The 24,675-nt window shown below is 70.4% G+C and carries 21 protein-coding genes; 15 read left to right on the forward strand and 6 right to left on the reverse strand.

All coding sequences use genetic code 11. From position 1 onward, the window contains the following. Positions 1-5: 5 nt before the first annotated feature. The gene (locus D7V80_RS02970) at positions 6-857 is read right to left on the reverse strand and encodes a hypothetical protein (protein ID WP_120586701.1); all 852 of its coding nucleotides are present in this window, start codon (positions 855-857) and stop codon (positions 6-8) included. A 129-nt stretch (positions 858-986) separates the two neighbouring features. Between D7V80_RS02970 and D7V80_RS02975 the strand changes: the two genes are divergently transcribed. The 6 genes from D7V80_RS02975 to D7V80_RS03000 all read left to right on the forward strand — a co-directional run bounded on the left by D7V80_RS02975 (position 987) and on the right by D7V80_RS03000 (position 7,528). Continuing rightward, complete coding sequence (locus tag D7V80_RS02975; protein ID WP_120586702.1) at positions 987-1,706, forward strand: sterol desaturase family protein; 720 nt, start codon at positions 987-989, stop codon at positions 1,704-1,706. Between the two features lie 47 nt (positions 1,707-1,753). Further along, positions 1,754-3,550 carry an amidase gene (locus D7V80_RS02980; protein ID WP_120586703.1) on the forward strand — a complete coding sequence of 599 codons (1,797 nt, stop codon included), beginning with the start codon at positions 1,754-1,756 and terminating at the stop codon, positions 3,548-3,550. A gap of 143 nt (positions 3,551-3,693) precedes the next feature. Then, positions 3,694-5,460 (forward strand): glycoside hydrolase family 88 protein, encoded by a 1,767-nt coding sequence (locus tag D7V80_RS02985; RefSeq protein ID WP_120586704.1) that lies wholly within the window; start codon positions 3,694-3,696, stop codon positions 5,458-5,460. 17 nt (positions 5,461-5,477) lie between these two features. Continuing rightward, positions 5,478-6,494: a spore photoproduct lyase family protein gene (locus tag D7V80_RS02990; protein ID WP_233585096.1), complete on the forward strand. Its 1,017-nt coding sequence runs from the start codon at positions 5,478-5,480 to the stop codon at positions 6,492-6,494. After that, entirely contained in the window at positions 6,407-6,679 is a 273-nt protein-coding gene (locus D7V80_RS42490) for a hypothetical protein (RefSeq protein ID WP_233585097.1), read from the forward strand. Before D7V80_RS02990 ends, D7V80_RS42490 begins: the two co-directional genes overlap by 88 nt. Positions 6,680-7,153: 474 nt before the next feature. Next, entirely contained in the window at positions 7,154-7,528 is a 375-nt protein-coding gene (locus D7V80_RS03000) for a DUSAM domain-containing protein (RefSeq protein WP_120586706.1), read from the forward strand. 147 nt (positions 7,529-7,675) lie between these two features. Here the strand turns inward: D7V80_RS03000 and D7V80_RS03005 are convergent, their stop codons facing one another. Together D7V80_RS03005 and D7V80_RS03010 are read right to left on the reverse strand one after the other, a co-directional pair. Then, the gene (locus tag D7V80_RS03005) at positions 7,676-8,008 is read right to left on the reverse strand and encodes a hypothetical protein (protein ID WP_120586707.1); all 333 of its coding nucleotides are present in this window, start codon (positions 8,006-8,008) and stop codon (positions 7,676-7,678) included. Further along, positions 8,005-9,555 (reverse strand): alpha/beta hydrolase-fold protein, encoded by a 1,551-nt coding sequence (locus tag D7V80_RS03010; RefSeq protein ID WP_120586708.1) that lies wholly within the window; start codon positions 9,553-9,555, stop codon positions 8,005-8,007. Before D7V80_RS03010 ends, D7V80_RS03005 begins: the two co-directional genes overlap by 4 nt. Positions 9,556-9,771: 216 nt before the next feature. Between D7V80_RS03010 and D7V80_RS03015 the strand changes: the two genes are divergently transcribed. Continuing rightward, the gene (locus tag D7V80_RS03015; protein WP_014400460.1) at positions 9,772-9,975 is read left to right on the forward strand and encodes a hypothetical protein; all 204 of its coding nucleotides are present in this window, start codon (positions 9,772-9,774) and stop codon (positions 9,973-9,975) included. Between the two features lie 106 nt (positions 9,976-10,081). Here the strand turns inward: D7V80_RS03015 and D7V80_RS03020 are convergent, their stop codons facing one another. Both D7V80_RS03020 and D7V80_RS03025 read right to left on the reverse strand, forming a co-directional pair. Next, a complete protein-coding gene (locus D7V80_RS03020; RefSeq protein WP_120586709.1) occupies positions 10,082-11,458 on the reverse strand; it encodes a hypothetical protein in 1,377 nt (458 codons plus the stop codon). Positions 11,459-11,681: 223 nt separating this feature from the next. Further along, positions 11,682-13,031: a hypothetical protein gene (locus D7V80_RS03025; RefSeq protein ID WP_120586710.1), complete on the reverse strand. Its 1,350-nt coding sequence runs from the start codon at positions 13,029-13,031 to the stop codon at positions 11,682-11,684. 187 nt (positions 13,032-13,218) lie between these two features. Here D7V80_RS03025 and D7V80_RS03030 point away from each other — a divergent pair, with 187 nt between their 5' ends. Next, the gene (locus tag D7V80_RS03030; protein WP_120586711.1) at positions 13,219-14,049 is read left to right on the forward strand and encodes an urease accessory protein UreD; all 831 of its coding nucleotides are present in this window, start codon (positions 13,219-13,221) and stop codon (positions 14,047-14,049) included. On the opposite strand, the gene D7V80_RS03035 is transcribed toward D7V80_RS03030, so the two are convergent. Further along, positions 14,050-15,291: a hypothetical protein gene (locus D7V80_RS03035; protein ID WP_120586712.1), complete on the reverse strand. Its 1,242-nt coding sequence runs from the start codon at positions 15,289-15,291 to the stop codon at positions 14,050-14,052. It abuts the gene before it with no gap. A gap of 123 nt (positions 15,292-15,414) precedes the next feature. Here D7V80_RS03035 and ureA point away from each other — a divergent pair, with 123 nt between their 5' ends. The 7 genes from ureA to D7V80_RS03070 form a co-directional block, all read left to right on the forward strand. Then, entirely contained in the window at positions 15,415-16,200 is a 786-nt protein-coding gene (gene ureA, locus D7V80_RS03040) for an urease subunit gamma (RefSeq protein ID WP_120586713.1), read from the forward strand. Then, positions 16,197-17,912, forward strand: a complete 1,716-nt coding sequence (gene ureC / locus D7V80_RS03045; RefSeq protein ID WP_120586714.1) for an urease subunit alpha — start codon at positions 16,197-16,199, stop codon at positions 17,910-17,912. The genes ureA and ureC overlap by 4 nt, the downstream gene beginning before the upstream one ends. A 13-nt stretch (positions 17,913-17,925) precedes the next feature. After that, positions 17,926-18,588 carry an urease accessory protein UreF gene (locus tag D7V80_RS03050; RefSeq protein ID WP_120586715.1) on the forward strand — a complete coding sequence of 221 codons (663 nt, stop codon included), beginning with the start codon at positions 17,926-17,928 and terminating at the stop codon, positions 18,586-18,588. A 26-nt stretch (positions 18,589-18,614) separates the two neighbouring features. Further along, the gene (ureG, locus tag D7V80_RS03055) at positions 18,615-19,331 is read left to right on the forward strand and encodes an urease accessory protein UreG (protein WP_120586716.1); all 717 of its coding nucleotides are present in this window, start codon (positions 18,615-18,617) and stop codon (positions 19,329-19,331) included. Between the two features lie 73 nt (positions 19,332-19,404). Continuing rightward, on the forward strand, positions 19,405-21,885 hold the full coding sequence (locus D7V80_RS43570; protein ID WP_304986929.1) for a sensor histidine kinase: 2,481 nt from the start codon (positions 19,405-19,407) through the stop codon (positions 21,883-21,885). Between the two features lie 71 nt (positions 21,886-21,956). Beyond that, on the forward strand, positions 21,957-24,437 hold the full coding sequence (locus D7V80_RS03065; RefSeq protein ID WP_370452446.1) for an ATP-binding protein: 2,481 nt from the start codon (positions 21,957-21,959) through the stop codon (positions 24,435-24,437). Beyond that, the coding region (locus D7V80_RS03070; protein ID WP_370452447.1) for a DUF6597 domain-containing transcriptional factor at positions 24,437-24,675 on the forward strand (239 nt) is incomplete at its 3' end. The genes D7V80_RS03065 and D7V80_RS03070, both read left to right, overlap by 1 nt.

The raw sequence follows: 24,675 nt of genomic DNA on the forward strand, positions 1-24,675 counted from the left end.
GTGGCTCACCCCGGCGCCTTGCCAGGGGTGAGCCGCGCCTCCAGCCGCGCCAGCACCGCATGCTCCGCCCGCGCCCGCTCCGCCAGGGGCGCGAAGAGCAGCCGCGAGCGCAGGCCCATGCCCTCCGTCAATTCGAACTGACGCAGGTCCTCCGGCAGCGCGAGCAGCACCTCGCCCAACGGCCGCACCCGGTGCAGCTGGTACGAACCCGCCGCCTCCAGCGCGCGCACCACGTCCGCCACGGGCTCCGCGCGGGCCATGGCCTTACGGGACTGCTCCTCGTACCGCAGGCCCGCCTCCACCCGCTCCTCCAGGTCCGCGAGCACCGCCGCTGACGTCCGCTGCGCCTCCTTCACCAGCCGCAGCGGATCCAACGCCCGCTCCACGCGCCTTCGCACCGCCGGGGACAGCGCCCGGGCCCGCCCCTCCACGCGCGACAGCACCGCGTCGCGGTAGCTCGCCGCGAAGCAGACCACGAACAGCGCCTCCTCCAGCGGTGCACGCTCCCGCCCGGCCAGCCCTTCCGCCAGCGAGCACAAGCCCTCTCCGGTGAGCACGTACCGGCGCCCCCGGGGCAGCCCCTTCACGGGAGCGCTGGTGCTCGACTCCGCGTGGCCTCCGCGCACCAGCCGCTCCAGCGTCCGCCGCACCTGCGTCAGGTCGATGTCCTGCGAGGGGCGGGTGACGTCGTGCTCGACCCAGTTGGTGAACAGCAGGAAGTAGAAGCGCACGTCCGACACGCGGAAGCCGCCCGCGCGAGCCCCGGCCCCGTGCGCCGCCAGCAGCGCCGCCTGCACGAAGGTGGCCTGCGTGTCGATGTAACCCAACCGCGCCGTCAGGGTGCTGTTCCGAGCCATGGCCGCGAGGATGCCAGCCCCCGTTCCTCCCGTCCCATTCCTCCCAGGTGACAATGTCGGTTGGGGCGAAAGACATACCCGGGGACCTCATTCGTATGAAGAGCAGCCCGAAATCACGGAAGGATTTCCATGCTGCCCTGGCTCGTCGCCGCCGCCGGCCTCTGCTTTCTCATTGAACAGCTGTCCCTGGGGTGGAAGCTGCCCCGCGTGCGCGGCTGGCACCTGCGGGTGGTGCTCATCAACCTGGCGCAGGTGGGCGTGGTGGTGCTGGGCGGCTACACCTGGGACCGGTGGTTCTCCGCGCACTCGGTCTTCCACCTGTCCCGGCACGTGAACCCGGTGGTGGGCGGGGTGCTGGCCTATCTCATCGCCACGTTCGTCTTCTACTGGTGGCACCGCGCCCGGCACGAGAGCGACGTGCTCTGGCGGTTCTTCCATCAAATCCATCACAGCCCGCAGCGGCTGGAGGTCATCACCAGCTTCTACAAGCACCCGCTGGAGATGGCGGCCAACAGCCTCATTGGCGGACTGCTCGTCTACACGGTGCTGGGGTTGAGCCCGGCGGCGGGCGCCGTCTACACGGCCTGCTGCGCGCTGGGCGAATACTTCTATCACACCAACATCCGCACCCCGCGCTGGGTGGGCTGGTTCTTCCAGCGGCCGGAGATGCACCGCATCCACCACGAGTACGGCAAGCACAAGAACAACTACGGCGACCTGCCCATCTGGGACATGTTGTTCGGCACCTACGAGAACCCCGCCACCTGGGACGCCTCGTGCGGCTTCGACGACGCGAAGGAGCAGCGGCTGGGCGACATGCTCGCCTTCCGCGACGTGCACCGCTCGTAGGCGGTGGCACACTGGCGCCCCCTTCGCTTCATCCGTGAGGTTGCGCCATGAGCAGCTCGCGTCGGCAGTTCCTGACCCACACCGTGATTGGACTCGCGAGCACCGCCGTCTCCGCGGCGCCGGATGCGGGCACGTCCGCTCCGCCCGCGGGTGCGCCGCCCACCTTCGGCGCGGGCCCCACGGTGGGGCCGGAGGTGAGCCCCACCACCTTCGCGGAGGCCGAAAAGCTGATGCAGGTGCAGCTCACGCCCGCCGAGCGCACCCAGGCCGCGGGCAACTGGCGCGTGTCCCTGGCCCCGCTGCACGAGCGCCGCACCGGCCCGCGCAAGCTCGCGCTGGAGCCCACGCTGTCACCCGCCTCGCAGTGGAACCCGTCGCTGCCGGGGCTCAAGCCCACCGCGCCCGCGAAGGAGCGCTTCGTGCGCAGCCGCGACGCGAAGGTGCCGCTGCCCGCGAAGGAGGAGGACATCGCCTTCGCGCCGCTCACGCAGCTGTCGCGCTGGGTGCAGTCGCGCGCCATCACGTCCGAGCGGCTCACGCAGCTCTATCTCGCCCGGCTGAGGCGCCATGACCCCAAGCTCCAGTGCGTCATCACGCTGACGGAGGAGCTGGCGCTCCAGCAGGCCCGGCAGGCGGACAAGGACATCGCGGCGGGCCGCTACAAGGGCCCGCTGCACGGCATCCCCTGGGGGGCGAAGGACCTGGTGGACACCGCGGGTATCCGCACCACCTACGGCGCGGAGCCGTTCCGCGACCGGGTCCCCACCACGGACGCCGCCGCGGTGGAGCGGCTGCACCGCGCGGGCGCCGTGCTGGTGGCGAAGCTCAGCCTGGGCGCGCTCGCGCTCAACGACATTTGGTTCGGCGGCGAGACGAAGAACCCGTGGCTGTTGGAAGAGGGTAGCTCAGGCAGCAGCGCGGGGCCGGGCGCGGCGACGGCCGCGGGGCTCGTGGGCTTCTCCCTTGGCAGCGAGACGGGCGGCAGCATCGTGTCGCCGTCCATGCGCTGCGGCATCATCGGCCTGCGCCCCACCTACGGCCGCGTACCTCGCACGGGCGCGATGACGTTGTGCTGGTCGCTGGACAAGCTGGGGCCCATGACGCGCGGGGTGGAGGACTCGCTGTTGGTGCTCGCGGCGCTCAACGGCGCGGACGCGGGCGACGTGGCGAGCGTGTCCGCGAAGCTGGACTTCGACGCGAACGCGCCCGTGAAGGGCCTGCGCGTGGGCTACGTGCCCGCGTGGATGAAGGAGAACCCCGCCACGGACGTGGACCGCGCGGCGCTGGAGACGCTCAAGGGGCTGGGGCTGACGCCGGTGGAGGTCCAGTTCCCCGACTGGCCGTACTCCGCCCTCAACGTCATCCTCTTCGCGGAGGCCGCTGCTGCGTTTGAAGAGCTCACGCTCACCCACGGCGTGGACGCGCTGAAGATGCAGACGCCCGACGCGTGGCCCAACCTCTTCCGCCAGTCCCGCTTCCTGTCCGCGGTGGACTTCGTCCAGGCGGACCGGATGCGCCGGAAGGTGGCCCAGGAGATGGCGCGCATCATGTCGCAGGTGGATGTGCTGCTCGTGCCCTCGCTGCGGGACGAAGCCCTCACCATCACCAACCACACGGGCCACCCGTCGCTCACGCTGCGCACCGGCTTCGTGGAGGTGTCCAAGGCCCGCAGCGACTGGGCCCCGGACCCCAAGCGCCCCGTGCCCACCTTCGCCACCCCGCGCCGCGTCCCCCACGGCGTGACGCTCATCGGCCAGCTCTTCGACGAAGGCACCCTGGGCCGCGTGGGCATCGCCCTGGAGCGGGCCTCCGGCGTCGCCGGTGAGCGCCCTCCCGGCTTCTAGGCACCCCCAAAGCCCCGGGTCGGATAGGGCACATCCCATCCCTCCAGCGAGGCCGGGGGAGCGGCCAGCCATCGACCCCGGGGCCCCTGTGCCCCGGGGTGGCACACCCGCACCTTCCGCGCCGGTCAGACAGGGGAGGGTGTATGGGATTGTCAAAGCCGGGAGTGAAGTTGTGGTGGATGCTGGCGTTGCTGGTGGCGCCGGTGGCGAATGCCTTCACGGATGCGGACGCGGTGCGTGTGTTCACGTTCGCCCGAGCGCAGCTCGCGGACACGGTCCTGGAGATGCCCAGCGTGAACCGCTCGCCCAAGGCATCCCTGTCCAACGGGACGTGGACCACGGTGGCCAACACGGACCGCATCGCGTGGACGCAGGGCTTCTTCCCCGGGAGCATGTGGTACATGTTCCAGGTCGCCAACGAGCCCTACTGGCGTGACCGCGCGGACATGTGGACGCGCCCCCTGGAGGTCCAGAAGACCAACACGGAGACGCACGACCTGGGCTTCAAGATGTACAACAGCTACGGCAACGCTTATCGGCTCACCGGCAATCCCTATTACCGCGACGTGCTGCTCACCTCCGCCGCGTCGCTGGCCACGCGTTACAACAGCACCATCGGCATCATCGATTGTTGTGATTGGAACCCGGCCTGGAACATTCCGCTCGTCACCGACACGATGATGGACATCGAGCTGCTGCTCTGGGGCGCCCAGAACGGCGGCCCTGCCATCTGGCGCACCATGGCGGTGAACCACGCGCTCCGGACGCTCCAGGACGCGGTGCGCGCCAATGGCAGCTCGTTCCACTACGTGGACTACAACAACAACGGCACCATCCGTTCGCGAGGCACCTTCCAGGGCTACTCCGCCAGCTCCACCTGGGCGCGCGGGCAGGCGTGGCTCATCTACGGCTACACGATGGTGTACCGCTACACGCAGGACGCCCGCTTCCTCACCGCGGCCCGCCGGGTGACGGACTACTACCTGGCGAACCTGCCCGCGGACCGCGTGCCCAACTGGGACTTCAACGCGCCCAGCCAGTCCAAGGACTCCTCCGCCGCGGCCGTCGTCGCGTCCGCCCTGCTGGAGCTGAGCACCCTGGAGACGGACGCCACCCGGCGCACGACCTACCGCAACGCCGCGCTGGCCATGCTCGACTCGCTGGCGTCGCCCGCGTACCTGGCGCAGGGCACCAACAGCCCGGGCCTGCTGCTGCACGGCGTGGGCAACTTCCCGGCGGGGCAGGAGATCAACGTCAGCCTCATCTACGGTGACTACTACTTCATCGAGGCGCTGCTGCGCTTCAACCCGCGCCCCAACTACCCCTGGTACTCGAAGCTGGACCTGCCGCGGGGCCAGCACCTGCTGGGCACCACCAACACGGGCACGCGCATCGTGGAGTTCGACCTCACTCCCTTGGCGGACAACCTGGGCGGCGGCGTGGTGGGCTGGACGGACAGCTCCACGGAGGTGACAGCCTTCAACCGGCTGAACATGGCCCTGCGCATGAGCGAGGACGGCATCTTCCAGGTGCGCAACGGCGCGGGCTACTCGTGGATCCGCCGGGTGCCGTACGTGCGCGGCCAGACGTACCACTTCCGGATGAACGTGGACCTGCTCGCGAAGCGCTACTCCGTCTGGGTGACGCCACCGGGCGCCGCGGAGGTGCTGCTCGTGGACCGGGTCGCGTTCCGGGCGGACGGGCCGCCCATCGACGACCTGGGCCGCGTCGCGGTCATCTCCACCGTGACGGACAGCGACTTCCGCGTGAACAACCACCGCGTCTACGCGCCCACCGCGAGCGTCGCGGCCGCGCTGGAGAAGCGGACCCCGCTGCCTGACGCGCTGTGGAAGCAGCTGGACGCGCCGGCTCCGGTCACCACGGGTCCCGCGGTTCCGTCAGAGCGCTGACAGCAGGCCCCTGCCCGGTGGCCCGCCCGGCGTCAGGGTGGGCCACCGCGGGTGCATGGGAGACGGAAGCCGGTTACATCCGCCGGGTGACGAACCTGGACCTCTTCCTCCCGGAGCCCGCCCCGCGCCCGGCCACCGTCCCGGCCGGCCCCAGCCCGCTCGACCGGCTGCTGAAGGTGTCGCGCATCTACCTGGAGCCCGCCGTGCGGGAGCACGCGCGCGGCCGGGAGATTCTCGCGCGCCATCCGGATGCGGAGCGGGTGGAGGTGGCCTCGCACCAGCACATCCCGGGCCTCTTCGGCAACGAAGGCAACGTGGAGTCCTGGAACCGCATCAAGGGCAGCACCCTGGTGCTGGGTGTGAAGAAGACGCTGTCCTTCATCGCCAATGACCGCAGCTCGGACTTCATCGCGCCCTCCACGGCGAACGGCTGTGTCATGGCGTGCGCGTACTGCTACGTGCCGCGCAACAAGGGCTATGCGAACCCGGTGACGGTGTTCGTGAACATCGACCGCATCCAGGAAGCCATCCGCAAGCACGCGCACAAGCGCGGGCCCAAGCTGGAGCCCAACACGGTGGACCCGCACGCGTGGGTCTACGACATCGGGTGCAACAGCGACTGCGCGGCGGACGCGGCCATCAGCGACAACGTGCGGGACCTGGTGCGGCTGTTCACCACGCTGCCCAACGCCAAGGCCAGCTTCGCCACCAAGCTGGTGAACCGCGAGCTGCTCACCTACGAGCCGAAGGGCAGGACGCGCGTCCGCTTCAGCCTGATGCCGCACGCGCCGGCGAAGCTGCTGGACGTGCGCACCAGCCCCATCGCGGAGCGCATCGCCGCCATCGACGACTTCGTGGCCGCCGGCTACGAGGTGCACCTCAACTTCTCCCCCGTCATCCTCCACGAGGGCTGGCAAGACGCCTACGTGGAGCTGTTCCAGCAGGGGTGGACGCCGGCATCGGCGAACGGGCGAAGCAGCAGCTCGCGTGTGAGATCATCTTCCTCACGCACAACGCGGGCCTGCACGAGGTGAACCTGGGCTGGCACCCGAAGGCGGAGGAGCTGCTGTGGCGGCCCGAAATCCAGGAGACGAAGGTGTCCCAGGGCGGCGGCGTCAACGTGCGCTACCGCACCGGCTTCAAGGGCCGCCACGTGGCGGAGTTCCAGGCACTGCTCGCGAAGCACCTGCCGTACTGCCGCGTGCGGTACGCCTTCTAGGCGCGCTGTCCAGACTTGCGGACCAGTAGGGTCCGCGCACCGTGACACCCCCGGAAAGCCGCCCCCTGGCGGCGCCACCTCGCCCCCATTCTCGCTGCCGCCGCCCTTGCTGGGTGCTCCAGCGGTGCCCACGCCTCCGCGAGCACGCGCGACCTGTACGCCCAGGCCACCTGCGTGGACTCGGAGACGTGCTGCATTCAGCGCAACCCGGGTAACCCGGCAGCGTGCGGACTCACCGCCGCCGAAGCCGCCGCCATCATGGCGGCAGCCACTGGAGCCGCTGGCTCGCACGGCGCCCAGCTCGAGGACTACAAGGACGACGTGCGCCTACCCGAGTGGAAGCAGCGCTGCATCCGAACCTGGAACGAGTGCGCGGATGGCCGATACAGCGGCCCGTGCACCGAATGCCTGCGCCGCTGCGAGGGACAGCATGAATGGCCCATCGAAATGTGCGGCCCAAAGAGGAGACGCTAGATGGCCACCCGCCCCGACTGGGACTCGATACGAGCACTGTCACGGCGCGTGCTGCGCGAGGGAGTACCCCTCACCCTCACCGACGATGTGCGCGCGCTCCTGCTCCACACCGCCGATGAAGTAGCCATCCCCGACGCCGCGACAGCACTCCAGACCGACGCCGGAGCCCTTGCTCTCCTCCGCGAGTGCGCCCGCCGCATCACGGACGGCTCCAACCGACTCGTGGACGCGCTCTACCGAATGCATCGTCTCCAGGACGCGGGCGACTGGGAGGGAGCGCGCCAGGAAATGCGCGCCGTGCTGGCCGTCGAAGTCGTCCCCTTCTACCGCGAGACGGCACAAGGACAGCTCGACGACATGGCCGACGAGCCGTAACGGCCAGCGTGCTGGCGCCGCGTCCCGCGCAGCCGTGAAGCCCATACAGTGCGTGGGCTGCGTGTCCGCCACCGTGGGCACGTGGAAGGTCCAGAGGAACTCGTTCTCGTCACGCCTCGATGCGCGTGGCCATGTCGACCGCCACGATCACGGCGACGGAGGTAGGTCCTGGAACCAGTCTGCGTAGGGCGTGTTCCGCACGAGGCGCCGGTTGAGGTCCGGGGTGCCGTCCGTCCACCACGGCGCGCCCCGCTCTCCCAGGCCCACCTTGGCGCGGTGCACGCGCTCCCGCGCCCTGCGCTCCAAGGCCGCGTCCTTCGTTCGCTTCGCGCGGCCCACGTCGGCCCGGGCTCGCATCAGCGCGGCCACCAGCAGCTCTCGCTGCCGGGGCCCGAGCGCTGGATTGCTGCGGCGCCACAGCCGCCCGTCCACCACGAGGTAGCGTCCATCTGGAGTGGTGGGGGGCGGCGGCTTCGTCACTTCTTCACGGGATACAGGAAGCGGAGGATGTCACCGAAGCGCGCGCTCCACGCGGCCTCGTTGTGCTGGCCTCCCTCCACCACCGTGTACTTGAGGTCGTCGTCCAGCACCCAGCCCTTGGCCACCAGCGCGTCACGCAGCGCCAGCGCATCCGCCACCGTCTCCGCTTCTTCGCCGGAGCCCTCGTTGGTGCCGATGTCCTCCCAGATGCGCAGCGCGGGCTTCGTGGTGAGCGCGTTCACCTGCGAGACAATCTCCCGGTCCGCCCACCACACCGACGGCGACACCACACCCAGCCGGGTGAAGACGTCCGGGTGCTTGAGCCCCAGCGACATGGAGACGAGCCCACCCAGCGACGAGCCCGCGAGCCCCGTGAACTCCGCCTCCGGCTTCGTGCGGAACTCCGTGTCGATGCGCGGCTTCAGCTCCTGGATGAGGAACTGGCTGTACACGTCCGCGCGGCCCGCGTTCGGGTACTCCGGCGGGAAGGGCACGGGCGTGTACTCCGCGATGCGGTCGCTCGTGTTGTAGACGCCCACGATGATGAGCGGCTCCACCTGGCCGGACTCCACCAGCGCCTGCGCCGTCTCGTCCACGTTCCACTCCCCGGCGAACGCGGTGCTGTCGTCCATCAGGTTCTGGCCGTCGTGCATGTAGAGCACCGGGTAGCGGCGCGTGGCGTCCGTGTCGTAGCCGGGCGGCAGCCAGATGATGACGTCGCGCGGCTTGAGCGTGGCGTCCTGGGGCACGACGTTGCGCAGGTAGCGCACGTCGCCGGTGAGCGGCGGAGGCGGCGGGGGCGTGGTCAGGTCCGCCCAGCCCTTCACCACCACGGGCACGCGCTCGAAGCCGCCGCCGGTGGTGAAGGTGTGGTTGGCCACCTCCGCGCCCGTGTCGCTCTTCTCCACCGTCTCCCACGAGCCGCGCGTCACCTTGAACTCCAGACCCGTGCCCGCCGCGAAGGTGACGGTGCCGGCGTAGGCGTTGTCCACGGCCGGGTAGAGCTCCACTTCCGCGCCATTCCAGTTCCCCAGTTCCGGCTGGTTTCCGGACAGCCACACCTTGGCTCCGACCGGCGTGATGTCCGGGACCTGGACGATGAACACGGTGCTCGCGCCTGTCTGCCCCCCCTCCGCTCCGAAGCGCTCCACCGTGAGGGCGACACGCTCCTCGTTCTCACTGACCGTGACGGTGTGGTCCGCCTCCGGTGCCCCCTGGGCGTCCAGCGCCACCTGGGGCGTGGGCGCCGTCATCCGCACCGCATAGGTGAAGGCGGTGCCCTTGGGCAGCCGGGCCTTCAGGCTGAACTGACGGCCGCCCTGGTAGACCAGCTCCAGGCCCCGCCCGTCCGTGCCGCCGAACGTGGCGGTGGGGCCCTGGAGGAAGATCTCCGCGTCGACCGGCGTCTCCGGCGGGACGGTGAGGTCGAACTGGACGTCGGAGAAGAGCTGCTCGACGGGCTTCGGGTCGTCGGAGGGACAGCCCCAGAGGACCGTCAACGCCAGGACGAGCAGCAGGGTGGGCCGTGAGGACCGGAGATGCGACATGGATGGGTGAGCCTCCGGGGGCGGGATCCGGCCCCTCGAGAAGGCGCACCCTAGCAGCGTGTTCCGACACCCATCAGTGGGGCCCGAACGCACCGGAGTCGACATCCCGCGGGGCTGCCCCCTTGGCAGCTGGTGGACAGTGCCTACCTTGCGGCGCGCACGGGGACAGGTGGGTCGCATCCCGCCAACCCCCCTCAAGCGAAGGAGTCACACCGAATGAAGAAGCTGACGCTGCTGGCCTTGACGCTGAGCGCCCTGTCCGTGGGCACGGGCTGCCACCGCAACACCCGCGAGTCCGCCAAGGACGACATGGAGCAGGCGGGCGACAAGGTGAAGGACACGGCCGAGGACGCCGCCGACGCCACGGGCGACGCCGCGGAGAAGGCCGGCGACAAGATCGAGGACGCGACCGACAACTAGCCGGCCGCCGCCTCTAGCGCGGAAGAAGCAAGCACCCCGGCCGCCGGCCCCTTCACGGCGCCGGCCTCCGGGGTGTTGTCATGCATCGCGGATCAGCCGTGCGCGGCTAGAAGCCCGCCGCGAAGTCCAAGATGCTCCAGATCAGGCTGAGCTGGTGGGACGTGCCCTGCGTCGTGCCGTAATCCGAGACGGTCCTGCCCGGCAGCGCGGGAATCTGGGGGCAGGTCAGCTGGCCGTGGATGGCCTGGGCGTAGCCGTTGGTGACGAGGGCGCTCGCGAAGGTGGAAGTGGAGGGAATCGTCACCTGGCCCGACGTGCTGACCGTGTTGTAGGCGCTGGTGTTCGAGAACGAGACGCCGATGGCGTCCGCGTCGAAGGCGTTGTTCCCGGTGATGACCTGGTTGATGGTCGGCGCGTTGACGTTCACGCGCCAGGTCCCTGCTTCACGCGCGGTGGCCACGCCGCTGATGGTCGTCCGGCCGGAGACGCGGCCCATGTGGTCGAAGCGGGCCTGGCACGGCGAGGTGCAGGGAATGCTGACAGGGAAGGGGAAGCGTACCGGGAACACCCCGCCCGGCCGGTGGATGATGAAGTCCCACCAGTAGAAGTAGATGCGGCGCGAGCACCGCAGTCCCAGCGACAGCTGGCTGGAGCCGGTGACCGTCCGGTTGAGGGTCGGGCCCATGGGGATGGCGTTGGCGCTCAGCGTGTGCTTCGCGCCCGGCCCGTTCCAGCCGTAGATGCTGCGGCCGGAGGTCGACACGAGGATGGACTGGGTGGTGGTGGGCGTGCGTGTCGTCGTGGTCGTCCAGCCGCAGGCGCACGGACCGATGATGGGGTACCACCAGGACCACTGCTGGACGTAGACCATGGCCTCGCCGCGCAGGTGCGGGAAGTCCTTGGACACCTCCTTCACCAGGTCGTACTCGCCCTGGCCAAACTTCGCGTCGAGCTCCGTGAGGACGGCGTCCAGCTCGCTGCTCACGTGCACGACGTCCTTCTCCGACGTGACGCCCTTGGACACGGTGAGGCTGCACTCCTTTTCGGTCGCGCAGTCCAGGTTCACGTCATAGGGCTGGGTGGCCAGCGCCTGGCCCTGCGGATCCTCCAGCACCAGCTTCTGCGCCCAGCCCGTCTCCCAGGGCTTGTCCAGCGCGCCGAAGAGCTTCACCTGGGAGATTTCGCCCGCCTTGGGCGTCACGTTCACGCCCGCGTTGACGCTGTCCTTGCCGTCATAGGAGACGAGCTTCGCGGAGCGGGGCAGGTCGTCCTGCCGGTCCGTCCACAGGATGCTCGCGGTCAGCTCCCCATCCACCAGCGCCACGTCGAGCACGGTGGCGATGTTCGGGCGGACCTCCTGCGGATCCGCGGCGTGGGCCGGCACGCCCACCAGCAGGCCTCCGAGCGCGAAGGAGGAGACGGCCAGCGAGCGCAGCCAGGACGGCACGAGGCCGGACAGGCCTCGCGAGGAGTGTTGGGGCATGGGGCAATCCCTTACGGACGAATGGGGGTCCGACCTCCGGCGCGAAGGGCCGGAGGTCGGTCTCCCCTCAGAGCAGGTCCCGTGCCAGGGATTGCGTCATGTCTGACATTGATACTGGTTTCGGAGGGAATGCGTGGATTCCCACGATGTTTCCGAAAACGTTGCTTGCGCTGGGGATGTGTCCCTTCACGTTACGGAAACACCGCGGGTGTGGCGTGGCCGGCTACAGGCCGAGGAAGTTCCAGACGCTTTCGCTCAGGCTGCTCTGATTGTCCTCGCCGGTGGCGATGTCCCAGGCGCGGCCCATGGGGTTCAGGCCTCCACCCGGGCACACCGCGATTCCCTGGACGGCGATGGCGTAGCCACCCCGCGCGCGACCCCACGGCTGCCACATCTGGGAGTTGCCGTTGTAGGTGTAGAAGGCCTCCGCGGAGGTCTGGACGTAGCCGGAGCCGCTGATCGAGTTGCTCACGGTGGCGTCCACGTCGAAGGAGCTGTTGAGGGGCGCGTAGCGGGTCTCGTTCAGCAGCGGGCTCAGGCCATTGCCCAGGTGGTACTTGCTCTGCTCCATGGCGGAGGCGTTGAGCAGGGGGCTGGAGGTGCTGTTGGCCCACGCGCTGCCGGTGATGCGCCCGAAGTGGCTGAACCGGCCGCTGCACGTCCCGGCGCAGGTGCTGTAGACGGGCTGGGGCATGAGCACGGGCTTCACCAGACCGCCGGACTGCTTGATGCCCACGTTCTGGAAGAGGATCGAGGCCAGCGACGTGCAGCTCAGGGTCAGGGCGACGCGGCTGGTGCCCTGCGCGGTCAGACGGGCGTTCTGGGGGCGGGTCATGCTGAGGGGGCGCGCGTACAGGTCGTGCGCCGCGCCCATGCTCGTGGTCGTCCCCTGGCCGTTGGTGCGTGTGAAGGACGTCTGCCAGGTGCAGCGGCAGCCCTCGGCGGGGCCGTACACGACCCGGCTCTGGGCGTAGCTCAGGGCCTCGCCGTACAGCGAGGGCTCGCGCCGGGCCACCTCGTGCACCAGGTTGAACTCCTTCCCGCCCAGCTCCTTCTCGATGCTGGCGAGGGTGCGCTCCAGCGCCTCGCTGACGTGCACGACCTCGCGGCTGGCGGCGACGCCCGGGGTGGCCTTGAGCGCGCAGGTCTTCTCGTCCTCGCAGTCCAGGCTGACGTCATAGGGCTGGCGGGTCAGCTCCCGGCCCTTCGGCTCCCGCACGACGAGCTGCTGCGCCCAGCCCGTCTCCCACGGCTCCTGCACCGCGCCGTACAGCTTCACCTCCACTTCCTCTCCGGGCTTCGGCGAGAGCCGCTCGCCCGCGGTGAGCTTGTCCGTGCCGTCATAGGACACGACCTCCACCTCGGAGGGCAGGGACTTCGACTCCGCGGCCCAGCGGATGCGCGCGGTCAGCTCGCCGTCCTGCATGGACACGTCGAGGATGGTGGCGGGGGCTTCGCTCGTCTCAGCGGCGTGGGCGGGCGCGGCCACGAGGAGGCCACCCACGGCGAACGAGGAGAGGGTCAGGGCGCGAAGCCAGGAGGAAGCAAGGCCGCGAGGGGAACGACGGTGCATGGTGCAGTCCCTTGAGAAGAAGGTTCCGCCATTTCTGACAGGCGATGTCAGATTTGGCGGACCGCCCCAAGAGCAGGTTGCGTGCCAGCGAGCCTCACGTCTGTCGCGAGGAAGGGGCTGTAGCGCGAAACGCTACGCAGGCGCCGTGCACGGCCTTCCGGAGCGGCTCGCGTGCTAGAAGGGAAGGGTGACTTTCGCTCTCCCCGGCCCGGAGCGCGCGGGCGTCGCGCGGCTCGCGTTCGAGCGCTCGGGGCCCCGCACCGTGGTGCGCACCGCGCTGGCGCACAGCCCCTTGCGGCTGCTTACGCCGCGCAATCACGGCCACGCGGCGTGGGCCTATACCAGCTCCTTCGGTGGCGGGCTGGTGGACGGGGACCACCTGCGGCTGGAGGTGGACGTGGCGGACGGCGCTTCTGCCCTGCTCGCCACGCAGGGGGCGAACCGGGTCTACCGTTCACCCAATGGTTGCCGCAGCGACCTTGTCGCGCGCGTGGGAAGGGACGCGTTGCTGGCGTGGGTACCGGACCCCACCGTCTGCTTCACCGACGCCCGCTATTCACAGTCATTGGACGTGACGCTGTCGCCGGGCGCGTCGCTGGTGCTCGTGGACGTGGTGACGGCGGGCCGCAGCGCCCGGGGCGAGCGCTGGGCCTTCCTGCACTACGCCTCGCGCCTGCGCGTCGCTCGGGAAGGGCGCGCGTTGGTGGATGAGCGCTGGGTGCTGGACCCCGCGCACGGCGCGCTGCCGGAGCGGCTGGGCCGCTTCGACGCGCTGGCGTCCGTGCTGCTGGTGGGGCCCGCGTTGAAGGACGCGCGGGAGGCGCTGGCCGCTCGCGTGGCGGGCCTGCCGGTGAAGCCGCGCGCCCGGGAGGTGGTCTCCGCCAGCCCCCTGGGCGAGGACGGACTGCTGCTGCGCGTGGCGGCCGTGTCGCTGGAGACGCTGCTGGCCACCACGCGTGACTGGCTGTCCTTCCTGCCGGGCCTGCTGGGCGACGACCCGTGGGCCCGGCGGGTGTGACTAATAGCGGGTGATGTCGAACGTGCTGTAGTTCTTGTACAGCTGGTCGACGTGGTCCGCCGTCAGGTTGACCGCGTCCTTGTGGTTGTTCGTCTTCCACTCGGCGGTGTTCGCGTCCAGCAGGCGGTTCGGGCCGTCCGTCTTGTGCAGGCCCAGCACGTGGCCTTCCGCGGCCTCACCCGGCTTGCGCATGCCGATGCGGTAGTGGCCGTTCTCCTTCGTGCCGTCGTACAGCTTCTGCGCGAAGGTGTCGGGGTGGATGGGCTCATAGTCCTGCACCTTCACGCCCGGGTGACCGCCGCCACGGTCCGTGCGGAAGCCGTCCACCAGGCCGGCGATGGCCGTCTGCCTCTGGGCGATGGCGTCCTCGTCCTGGCGGAGTTGGGCCAGCTCCGTCGTGATGTCCTGGGTCAGCTGGCTGCGCTGCGCCTTCAATTCCTGGCGCTGCTCCAGCGTGAGCTCCGGGTGGGTGAGCTTCTCGTTGATCTCCTTGCGCCGCGCGCTCTTGCCCTGGAGTTGCTCCACGCGGCCCTGGAGCTTGTCGATGTCGGCCATGTTCGCGCCGTTCAGCTCCTTGAGGGAGTCGCTCCGCAGGTTCTCGGCGTGCTGCTTGTCGATGAGCTTCCCGAAGTGGTTGTCCGTCAGCTGGCCGAACGCCTGCGAGCCCTTCATCGGGTCTCCGCCCGCCTCCTTGCCGGTGCGGATCCACTCGGAGGTCATCGCGCTGCACACGCCCTCGTTCGTGCGCGGGGGCAGGCCCGGCTGCTTCAGCATCGGGTGTCCGCCCTGGTCCGTGTAGCGCAGCACCTCCACGCCCGGGTTCTCCAGCTTCATCTGCTCGACGAGCTTCTGGATTTCAGGGCGCGGTGTCATGGCCTTGCCCCTGCCCGGCGTGCGGCCCAGGGCCAGGTCCGCGATATCGCTCTCGGAGAGGTTGGGCGACTGAAGCTGCGGACCCTGGAGCGAATTCGCGTCGATGTTCGGGCGCGACGACGAGGCCTGGGGGCTTCCGGACGGCTTGAACGCGTCGCCCTGGGGCGTCGTCCCGGTGGGGGTTGTTGGCCGGGAGACAGTCGGTGAGGCCGTGGGCGACGCGGCGGGCGTGGCCGTGGGCGACGCGGGCTTCGCGGTGGGAGTGCCCGGCTTCGAGAAGGTCGGGTTCTGGGCCACCGTGTTCGTCGTCTTCGGCGGAGCGGGAGGCGCCTTGGGCGTCTTGGGGAAGCCGGCCTTGAAGCTCTTCATCGGGGGACTCCGGAGGGAGAGAACGGCGCGAGGGGCCCCCATCCTGGCCCACGCTGACGCGTCGCGCTAGCGTCTGACGGGTCGGCGCATCCCGCACCCGGAAGAACCGAGGGAGTCGGACCCATGCATCTGTCCCCCCGTGACGTGGACAAGCTGCTGCTGCACCAGGCGGGCGTCGTCGCCCAGAAGCGATTGGCGCGAGGCCTGCGCCTCAACTACCCGGAGGCCGTGGCGCTCATCGCCACCCAGTTGCTGGAGTACATCCGTGACGGCCGCAGCGTGGCGGAGCTGATGGACCTGGGGCGCCGGTTCCTGGGGCGCGCGCAGGTGATGGACGGCGTGCCGGAGATGTTGGCGGAGGTGCAGGTGGAGGGCACCTTCCCGGACGGCACCAAGCTCGTGACGGTGCACCACCCGGTGGTGGCGGAGCACGGGGACCTGTCGCTGGCGCTCTACGGCAGCTTCCTGCCGGTGCCGCCGCTGGAGCGCTTCACCGTGCCCGCCGCGTCGCCGGAAGGTCCGCCCGGTGCCGTGCGCGCGGCGGAGGGCGCGCTGGAGCTCAACGCGGGCCGCGAGGCCATCACCCTGCGCGTCACGCACCGGGGCGACCGGCCCATCCAGGTGGGCAGTCACTACGCGTTCGCGGAGACGAACCGCGCGCTGGTGTTCGACCGGGGCCGCGCCTACGGCCACCGGCTGGACATCCCCGCGGGCACGGCGGTGCGCTTCGAGCCCGGCGAGGTGAAGACGGTGTCGCTGGTCCCCATCGCGGGCGAGCAGGTGGTGCGCGGCGGCAACGCGCTGGGCAGCGGCAAGGTGTCCGACGAAGGCCGGGAGCGTTTGTTGGCCGAGGTGCGCGCACAGGGCTTCGGTCACGAGGAAGAGACCCCCGAGGAGGACCGCTCATGAGCCGCAAGCTGGACAGGCGGCACTACGCGGACATGTTCGGTCCCACCACGGGGGACCGGGTGCGGCTGGGGGACACCGGCCTGTGGCTCCAGGTGGAGCGCGACGCCACCGTCTACGGCGACGAGTGCAAGTTCGGCGGCGGCAAGGTGCTGCGCGAAGGCATGGGCCAGCGCGCGGGCACGGGCGACGCGGACGCGCTCGACTGCGTCATCACCAACGCGCTCGTGGTGGACTGGACGGGCATCTTCAAGGCGGACGTGGGCATCAAGGCGGGGCGCATCCTTGCCATCGGCAAGGCGGGCAACCCGGACGTCATGGCGGGCGTCACGCCGGGCATGGTGGTGGGCGTCACCACGGAGGTCATCGCGGGTGAGGGGCTCATCCTCACCGCGGGCGGCCTGGACACGCACATCCATTTCATCAGCCCGCAGCAGGCGGACGAAGCCATCGCCAGCGGCATCACCACCTGGGTGGGCGGCGGCACCGGCCCGGCCACCGGCACCAACGCCACCACCTGCACGCCGGGCGCGTGGAACCTGGCGCGCATGCTGGAGGCCACGGACACGCTTCCGCTGAACATCGGCCTCACCGGCAAGGGCAACACGTCCCTGCCGGAGGGCCTGCTCGACCAGGTGCGCGCGGGCGCCATCGGGCTCAAGCTGCATGAGGACTGGGGCACCACGCCCGCGGCCATCGACACGTGCCTCACGCTGGCGGACGCGGAGGACGTGCAGGTCACCATCCACACGGACACGCTGAACGAGTCCGGCTACGTGGATGACTCGCTGGCGGCGTTCAAGGGCCGCACCATCCACACGTACCACTCGGAGGGCGCGGGCGGCGGACACGCGCCGGACATCATCCGCGTGTGCGGCGCGCCCAACGTGCTGCCCAGCTCCACCAACCCCACGCGGCCGTACACGGTGAACACGCTGGATGAGCACCTGGACATGCTCATGGTGTGTCACCACCTGGACCGCGAGATTCCCGAGGACGTGGCCTTCGCGGAGAGCCGCATCCGCGGAGAGACGATCGCCGCGGAGGACATCCTCCACGACCTGGGCGCCATCAGCATGATGGCCTCCGACAGCCAGGCCATGGGCCGCGTGGGCGAGGTCATCACCCGCACGTGGCAGACGGCGCACAAGATGCGCGAGCAGCGCGGGAGGCTCCCCGGCGAGCAGGGGGACAACGACAACCTGCGCATCCGCCGCTACGTGGCGAAGTACACCATCAACCCGGCCATCGCCCACGGGCTGTCCCACGAGGTGGGCTCCGTGGAAGTGGGCAAGCTCGCGGACCTGGTGCTGTGGCGGCCCGCCTTCTTCGGCGCGAAGCCGGAGCTGGTGCTCAAGGGCGGCTTCATCGCGTGGGGGCAGATGGGGGACGCGAACGCGTCCATCCCCACGCCGCAGCCGTACCTCATGCGCCCCATGTTCGGCGCGCGAGGACGGGCGCGCGGCTCCACGAGCCTCGCGTTCGTGTCCGGGCGCGCGCTGCTGGAAGGCACCGTGCAGGGGCTGGGGCTCACCAAGCGGCTGTCCGCGGTGGTGGGCTGCCGCGCGCTGGGCAAGAAGGACATGCGCCTCAATGACGCGCTGCCGGTCATCACGGTGGACCCTGAGACGTACGAGGTCCGCGCGGACGGGGAGCTCTTGCGCTGCGAGCCCGCCACCTGGCTGCCCCTGGCGCAGCGCTACTCGCTGTTCTGAAGGAGCGCGCGCCATGGCTTCCGGCTGGAGGGTGTTGCAGCTGGCGGACTCGGGCTTTCCCACGGGGGGCTTCGCGCACTCGGGGGGCCTGGAGGCCGCGGTGCAGGCGGGCGAGGTGCGCGGCCCGGGGGACGTGCGGCGCTTCGTGGAGGCGCTGGTGTGGCAGGCGGGACTGGGCGGACTGCCGCTGGTGGGCCCCGCGTGGCGCGAGCCCTCCTCCCTGCCGGCGCTGGACGCTCGCGCGGACGCGTTCCTCACCAACCACGTCGCGAACCGGGCCAGCCGCACGCAGGGCAGGGCCTTCCTGGACACCTGCGGGCGCATCTTCCCGGAGGCCGTGGGGCCCGTGCGCGAGGCGGCCCGCGCGGCCAGCGTGAAGTTCCACCACGCGCCCGCGTTCGGCGCGGTGCTGCGCGCGCTGGACGTGGAGCAGGAGGACGCGCTGCGCCTCTTCCTGTCGCTCACGCTGCGGGGCGCGCTGTCCGCGGGCGTGCGCATGGGCGTCATCGGCACGCATGAATCCCACCAGGTGCAGCACGCGGCCACGCCGCTGCTGGAGGCCGTCCTGGAGCAATGCAAGGCATTGGGCGTGGAGGACCTGGCCCAGCCCGCGCCGCTGTGGGACCTGGTGGGCGCCACGCACGACCGGCTGTACTCCCGGCTGTTCCTGTCCTGAAACAAGAGACGAAAGGGAAGCGCGACATGCACGACGACGACCACCGCGGCCATGGGCAGGACGGGCACGAGCACACGCACGAGGACTGGGACCACCCGGGCCACTTCGACGCGCGCGACAAGCCGCACCGGCGTGACTACTCGCAGCGGGCCTTCACGATTGGGATTGGCGGCCCGGTGGGCAGCGGCAAGACGGCGCTGGTGCTGGCCCTGTGCAAGAAGCTGCGCGACGCGTACCGCCTGGGCGTGGTGACCAACGACATCTTCACCAAGGAGGACGCGGAGTTCCTGGTGCGCAACCAGGCCCTGTCACCGGAGCGCATCAAGGCGGTGGAGACGGGCGGCTGCCCCCACGCCGCCATCCGCGAGGACATCAGCCACAACCTGCTCGCGCTGGAGCAGTTGATGGAGGAGCTGCACCCGGAGCTGCTCATCGTGGAGAGCGGCGGTGACAACCTGGCCGCGCAGTACAGCCGCGAGCTGGCGGACTACACCGTGTACGTCATCGACGTGGCGGGCGGGGACAAGGTGCCTCGCAAGGGCGGGCCCGGTATTACGCAGTCGGACCTTTTGATCATCAACAAGACAGACCTCGCACCGCACGTGGGGGCGGACCTGGGCGTGATGGAGCGTGACGCCCGGAAGATGCGCGGCGAGGGGCCGTTTGTCTTCACACAAGTCACACGGGATGTCGGGGTGGATGCGGTGGTGGGCCACCTGCTCGACGCCTGGCGGAGGCGCTAAGCACTGGACGAACGGTGTTTTCACCCGACACCGCGCCCGATACATCCGAGCGGGTTGTGTCAGGGTGCGCGCCGTGGAACTCCTGCAGCGGGCTCGGGTTGAGTGGTTCGCGGTGGCGGTGGGGCTCATGGTGGGCACGTCGATGGTGTTCGTGCCCTATGAGTTCGGCTCCGCCCTCTTCCAATACATCTATCCGCACATCCGGCTGCTGGGGAGCCTGTTCCTCGTCGGCGCGGGGATGATGCTCGTCGCGCTGATGTATCCGGCCTGGCCCGCCTTCGTGGGGTGGGTGGGGCGCGCGTTGATGCTGACCGCGGTCGCGGTCTACTGGTGGAAGGTCTGCATCCTGCCCGTCAGCCTCACGGGCACCGTCGTCTACCTGTTCCTGATGGTCCTGCTCGTCATGGAGCCGCGCACCCTGCGCCGGGGACAGGGCCTGCTGCTGGTGTTCCTGTCCTGCGTGGCGCTGTGCTTCGGGCCGCTGATGCTCTGGGCGCCCCAGGACTTCGTGCGCTTCGCCATGGCGTCGCTGGGGCCCTACATCCGGTGGTCGGGGCTCCTCTTCCTGCTGCTGGGGACGCTGCTCGCCGTGGGGCTGTGGCGCCGCAATCCGCTCCCGTGCCGGCTGGCCCTGGGCGGACTGGCCCTGCTGTTCCTGCACATGACGGTCGCGGTGGTGTCGCGGCGCTCGTGGTCGGGGATGAGCGTGTATGCCGTGCTGACGCTGGGGTGCGCGCTGCTGGCGGGCGTGCGCCGGTGGCCGGTGCTGGTGGGGGTGCGCTGGCGGCTCTTCCGCGGCATGGCGCTGGCGTCGGTGCTGCCCATCCTGGTCGTGGGCGCGATGGCGTCGTACCTGGCGCAGAAGGCCCTGGAGGCGGAGCTGCACGGCAAGGCGCGGCAGGCGGTGGCCGCGGAGACCGCGTGGCTGGAGCAGACGGCCGTCATGGCGAGCTCGATGTTGCGCGTGTACAGCCAGGGGCCGGCCTTCGTCGCCCAGGTGCGCACGGGGAACCGCGAGGGCATCCGGGAGCGGTTGGCGATGCTGGAGGGCTCGTCCGGGATGTTCGACGCGGCCTGGCTGCTGGATGAAACCGGCGACACGCTGATGACCTCCGCGCGGTTCAACTGGGTGAGCGGCAACTTCGCGTACCGGGCCTACTTCCAGGAGGCGATGAAGGGCGGCGCCCAGGTGCTGCTGTCGCGGCCCTTCCTCTCCCGCGCGAACCTGCCCTTCGTCGTGATCACCGTGCCCATGGACCTGGGCGAGGGCCGGCGCGCCTTCCTCGTGGGCGCGCTGTCGCTGGAGCGGCTGGGATTGCAGCCGGCGCGCGTCTCGCCCGACGACCACGTGGAGATCTTCGACCGCCGCGATGGCAGCCTCCTGCGCGAGACGGAGCGGGGGAGCGTGCTCGCCCGGGCTCCCGTGCTGGACCTGGTCGGGTCGGACGCGCTGGCGCGGCCGGAGGGGCTGGTGGAGGCGTTCGACGACACGGGGCGACGGATGGTGGTGGCGCATGCGCGGGTGGAGGGCACGCCGTGGACGGTGGTGGTGACGGCGCGGCTGCGTGAAGCCTTCGCGCCGGTGACGCGCATGGGCGCGTGGGTGGTGGCCATCGCGGTGCTCGCGGGGGCCATCTCGCTGCTCCTGTCGCATTGGGTGGGCCGGGACGTGGCGCAGCGGCTGGAGAGCCTCCGGGACGGCTTCGCCGTGCTGGGCACGCCGTCGGTGGAGCAGCGCGTGCAAGCCCGGGGCGATGATGAGATTGCCCAGCTCACCCTGGGCTTCAACGACATGGCGGCACGCATCGACCGCACGCAGAAGGAGCTGCGTGAGGCCATCGTCATCCGGGACCAGTTCCTCTCCATGGCGAGCCACGAACTGCGCACGCCGCTGACGCCCCTGAAGGCCACGCTGGCGCTGCTCATCCGCCAGCTCGAGGCCGGCCAGGGGACGAGCCCGGAGCGGCAGCGGGACACCATCGCCCGGCTGAACCGGCAGGTGGACCGGCTGACGCGGCTGATTGGCGACATGCTGGACGTGTCGCGGTTGCAGTCCGGACGCTTCACGCTGACGGTGGCGCCCATGGACGTGGTGGCGCTGGCGCGCGAGGTGGTGGAGCGCATCCATGTCACGCGGCCGGAGCGCCAGGGATTGGTGTCGCTGGACGTCCCGGACGGGCCGCTGGTGGGCCGCTGGGACGAGCAGCGGTTGGAGCAGCTCGTCACGAACCTGGTGGAGAACGCCTTGCGCTATTCGCCGCCGGGGATGCCGGTGGTCGTGCGGGTGCGCGAGGAGTCGGACGGGGTGCGGGTGGACGTGGAGGACCAGGGCATCGGCATCCCGCGGGAGAGCCTGCCGCAGCTCTTCACGCCCTTCTTCCGCGCGCGCAACGCGGCCGAGCACTACGCCGGAGGACTGGGCCTGGGCCTGGCCATCTGCCGCGAAATCGTGGAGCGCCACGGGGGCCGAATCCAGGCGGCCAGCGAAGGGCCAGGGAAGGGCACGTGCTTCACGGTGAAGCTGCCCCGCTCGGCCGTCGCGGAAGCGGCCTGATACGCGACAGGGGGCGTGCGGCGGCGACAACCGGACCGTGCGCTCCCGCCCGGGTTGTGTACTCTGCCCTCGTGAGCATCCTGGAACGCGCACGGATGGAGTGGTTCGCGGCGGCGTTCGGCCTCGTCGTGGGCATCACGATGGTCTTCGTGCCCTACGAGTTCGGGGCCGCCATCTTCCAGCTCATCTACCCGTACGTCCGGTTGCTCGGCAGCCTGTTCCTGGTGGGCTCGGCGACAATGCTCGCCGCGATGCTGTACCCCACCTGGCCTCCGCTCGTGGGGTGGCTGGGCCGGGCGCTCTTCCTGGCGGCGGTGGCGTTCTATTGGTGGGCCGCCACCGTGCTGCCCCGAGGCCTCACGGGCTTCATCCTGTACCCGCTGATCGCGGGCCTGCTGCTGCTGGAGCGGACCCGCCGCTTCCAGGGGCGGGGCCTGCTGTCGGTGTTCATCGCCTGCGTGGCGCTGAGCTTCGGCGGGTTGATGGTCCTGGTCCCCAGCAGCTTCATCCGCATGTCGCTGCTGGCGTTCGGTCCGTTCATCCGGCTGATGGGCGGCGCCTTCCTGGCGACGGGAGGGCTGCTGGCGGTGGGGCTGTGGCGCGGCCACGAAAAGGCCTGCCGCATCGCCGCGGGCAGCTTGGGCGTCTTGTTCCTGAACATGACGCTCGCGTTGGGGTCTCGACGCTCGTGGGCCGGGATGGGCGTGTACGCGGTGATGGTCCTGGCCTGTCTGTTGTTGTGTCGGATGCGCCAGCTCCCTTCGCTGTCCGGGGTGCGCTGGCGGCTGTTCCGGGGCATGGCCCTGGCGTCGGTGCTGCCCATCCTGGTCGTGGGGGCGGTGACGTCGTACGTGGCCCAGCGGGCCATCTCGGCGGAGCTGCGCGGCAAGGCGCAGCAGGCGGTGCTGGCGGAGACGGCGTGGCTGGAGCAGTCGGCGTCCATCGCGCGTGCGCTCCTGCGCTCGCAGAGCCGGGACCCGGGCTTCATCGAAGCGGTGCGCACCGGGGACCGCAAGGAGATGTCCGAACGGGTGGAGTTCCTGGAGACCGACACCGGCCTGTTCGACGCGACCTGGCTGCTGGACGCCAACGGGGAGACGCTGGTGCCGTCCAAGCAGCTGAACCGCCTCACCGGCAACTACGCGAGCCGCGAGTACTTCCAGCAGGCGCTGAACGGCGGCGACGAGGTGTGGGTGTCGCGGCCCTTCCTCACCCGCGCGGGGCTGCCCTTCATCGTCTTCTCCACGCGGGTGGACCTGGGGGACGGCCAGCGCGCGGTGCTGGTGGGCGGGCTGTCCCTGCAGCGGCTGGGACTCCAGTCGACGCTGGCCTCGCGCAGCTACCACGTGGAGATCTTCGACCGGCGCGACGGCACCCTGCTGCGCGAGACCGAACGGGGTGACGTGCTCACGCGGGCGCCGGTGCTGGGATTGCTGGCCCCGGAGGCGCTGTCGGCGCGGGAGGGCCTGCAGGAGGCGTTCGATGAATCCGGGCGCCGCCTGCTGGTGGCGCACGCGCAGGTGCCGGACACGGCGTGGACGGTGGTGGTGACGGCGCGGTTGCGTGAAGCCTTCGCGCCGGTGACGCGCATGGGTGCGTGGGTGGTGGGCATCGCGGCGCTCGCGGGGGCCATCTCGCTGCTCTTGTCGCAGTGGGTGGGGCGGGACGTGGCGGTGCGGCTGGAGACGCTGCGGGACGGCTTCGCCGCGCTGGGCACGCCCGCCCGGGAACAGCGGGTGCAGGCCCGGGGCGACGACGAGGTCGCGCAGCTGACGGACGGCTTCAACGACATGGCGGCGCGCATCGACCGGACTCAGAAGGAACTGCGTGAGGCCATCGTCATCCGCGACCAGTTCCTCTCCATGGCGAGCCACGAATTGCGCACGCCGCTGACGCCGCTGAAGGCGACGCTGGAGCTGCTCATCCGCCAGTCGGAGTCCGGCGTGGGGCTGACGCCGGAGCGCCAGCGCGCCTCCTTCGAGCGGCTGAACCGGCAGGTGGACCGGCTGACGCGGCTGATTGGCGACATGCTGGACGTGTCGCGGTTGCAGTCCGGGCGCTTCGCGCTGACGGTGGCTCCCATGGACCTGACGGCGCTGGCGCGCGAGGTGATGGAGCGCATCCAGTCCACGCGTCCGGAGCGCCAGGGGCTGTTGTCCCTGGACGTCCCGGAGGGGCCGCTGGTGGGCCGCTGGGACGAGCAGCGGTTGGATCAACTGCTGACGAACCTGGTGGAGAACGCCCTGCGCTATTCGCCGCCGGGGACGCCGGTGTCCATGCGGGTGCGCGAGGAGGACGGGCAGGTGCGGGTGGACGTGGAGGACCAGGGCATCGGCATCCCGGCGGAGAGCCTGCCGCAGCTCTTCACGCCCTTCTTCCGCGCGCGCAACGCAACCGAGCACTACGCCGGAGGACTGGGCCTGGGCCTGGCCATCTGCCGCGAAATCGTGGAGCGCCACGAAGGCCGCATCCAGGCGAGCAGCGAAGGGCCGGGGAAGGGGACGTGCTTCACGGTGTGGCTGCCCCGCGCGGCCGTCGCGGACGCGGCCTGATGCGCTACGTGGAGGCGAGCCCCTGCGCGGCGCTGGCGCCGTACGTCCAGTGCTACTGGGCGCTGGAGCTGTCGGGAGCGGCGCCGGTGGGGGTGCACCGGGTGCTGCCGGACGGGTGCCTGGACATCCTGGTGGACCTGACGGACGGGGTGGGGCTGCACGTGGTGGGGGCGATGCGGGCGGCGGAGGTGGTGCCGTTGTCCACGCATGCGTCCTTCGTCGCGGTGCGCTTCCGGCC

The sequence above is a fragment of the Corallococcus sp. CA054B genome (genome assembly GCF_003611625.1).
Classification (GTDB): Bacteria; Myxococcota; Myxococcia; order Myxococcales; family Myxococcaceae; genus Corallococcus; species Corallococcus coralloides.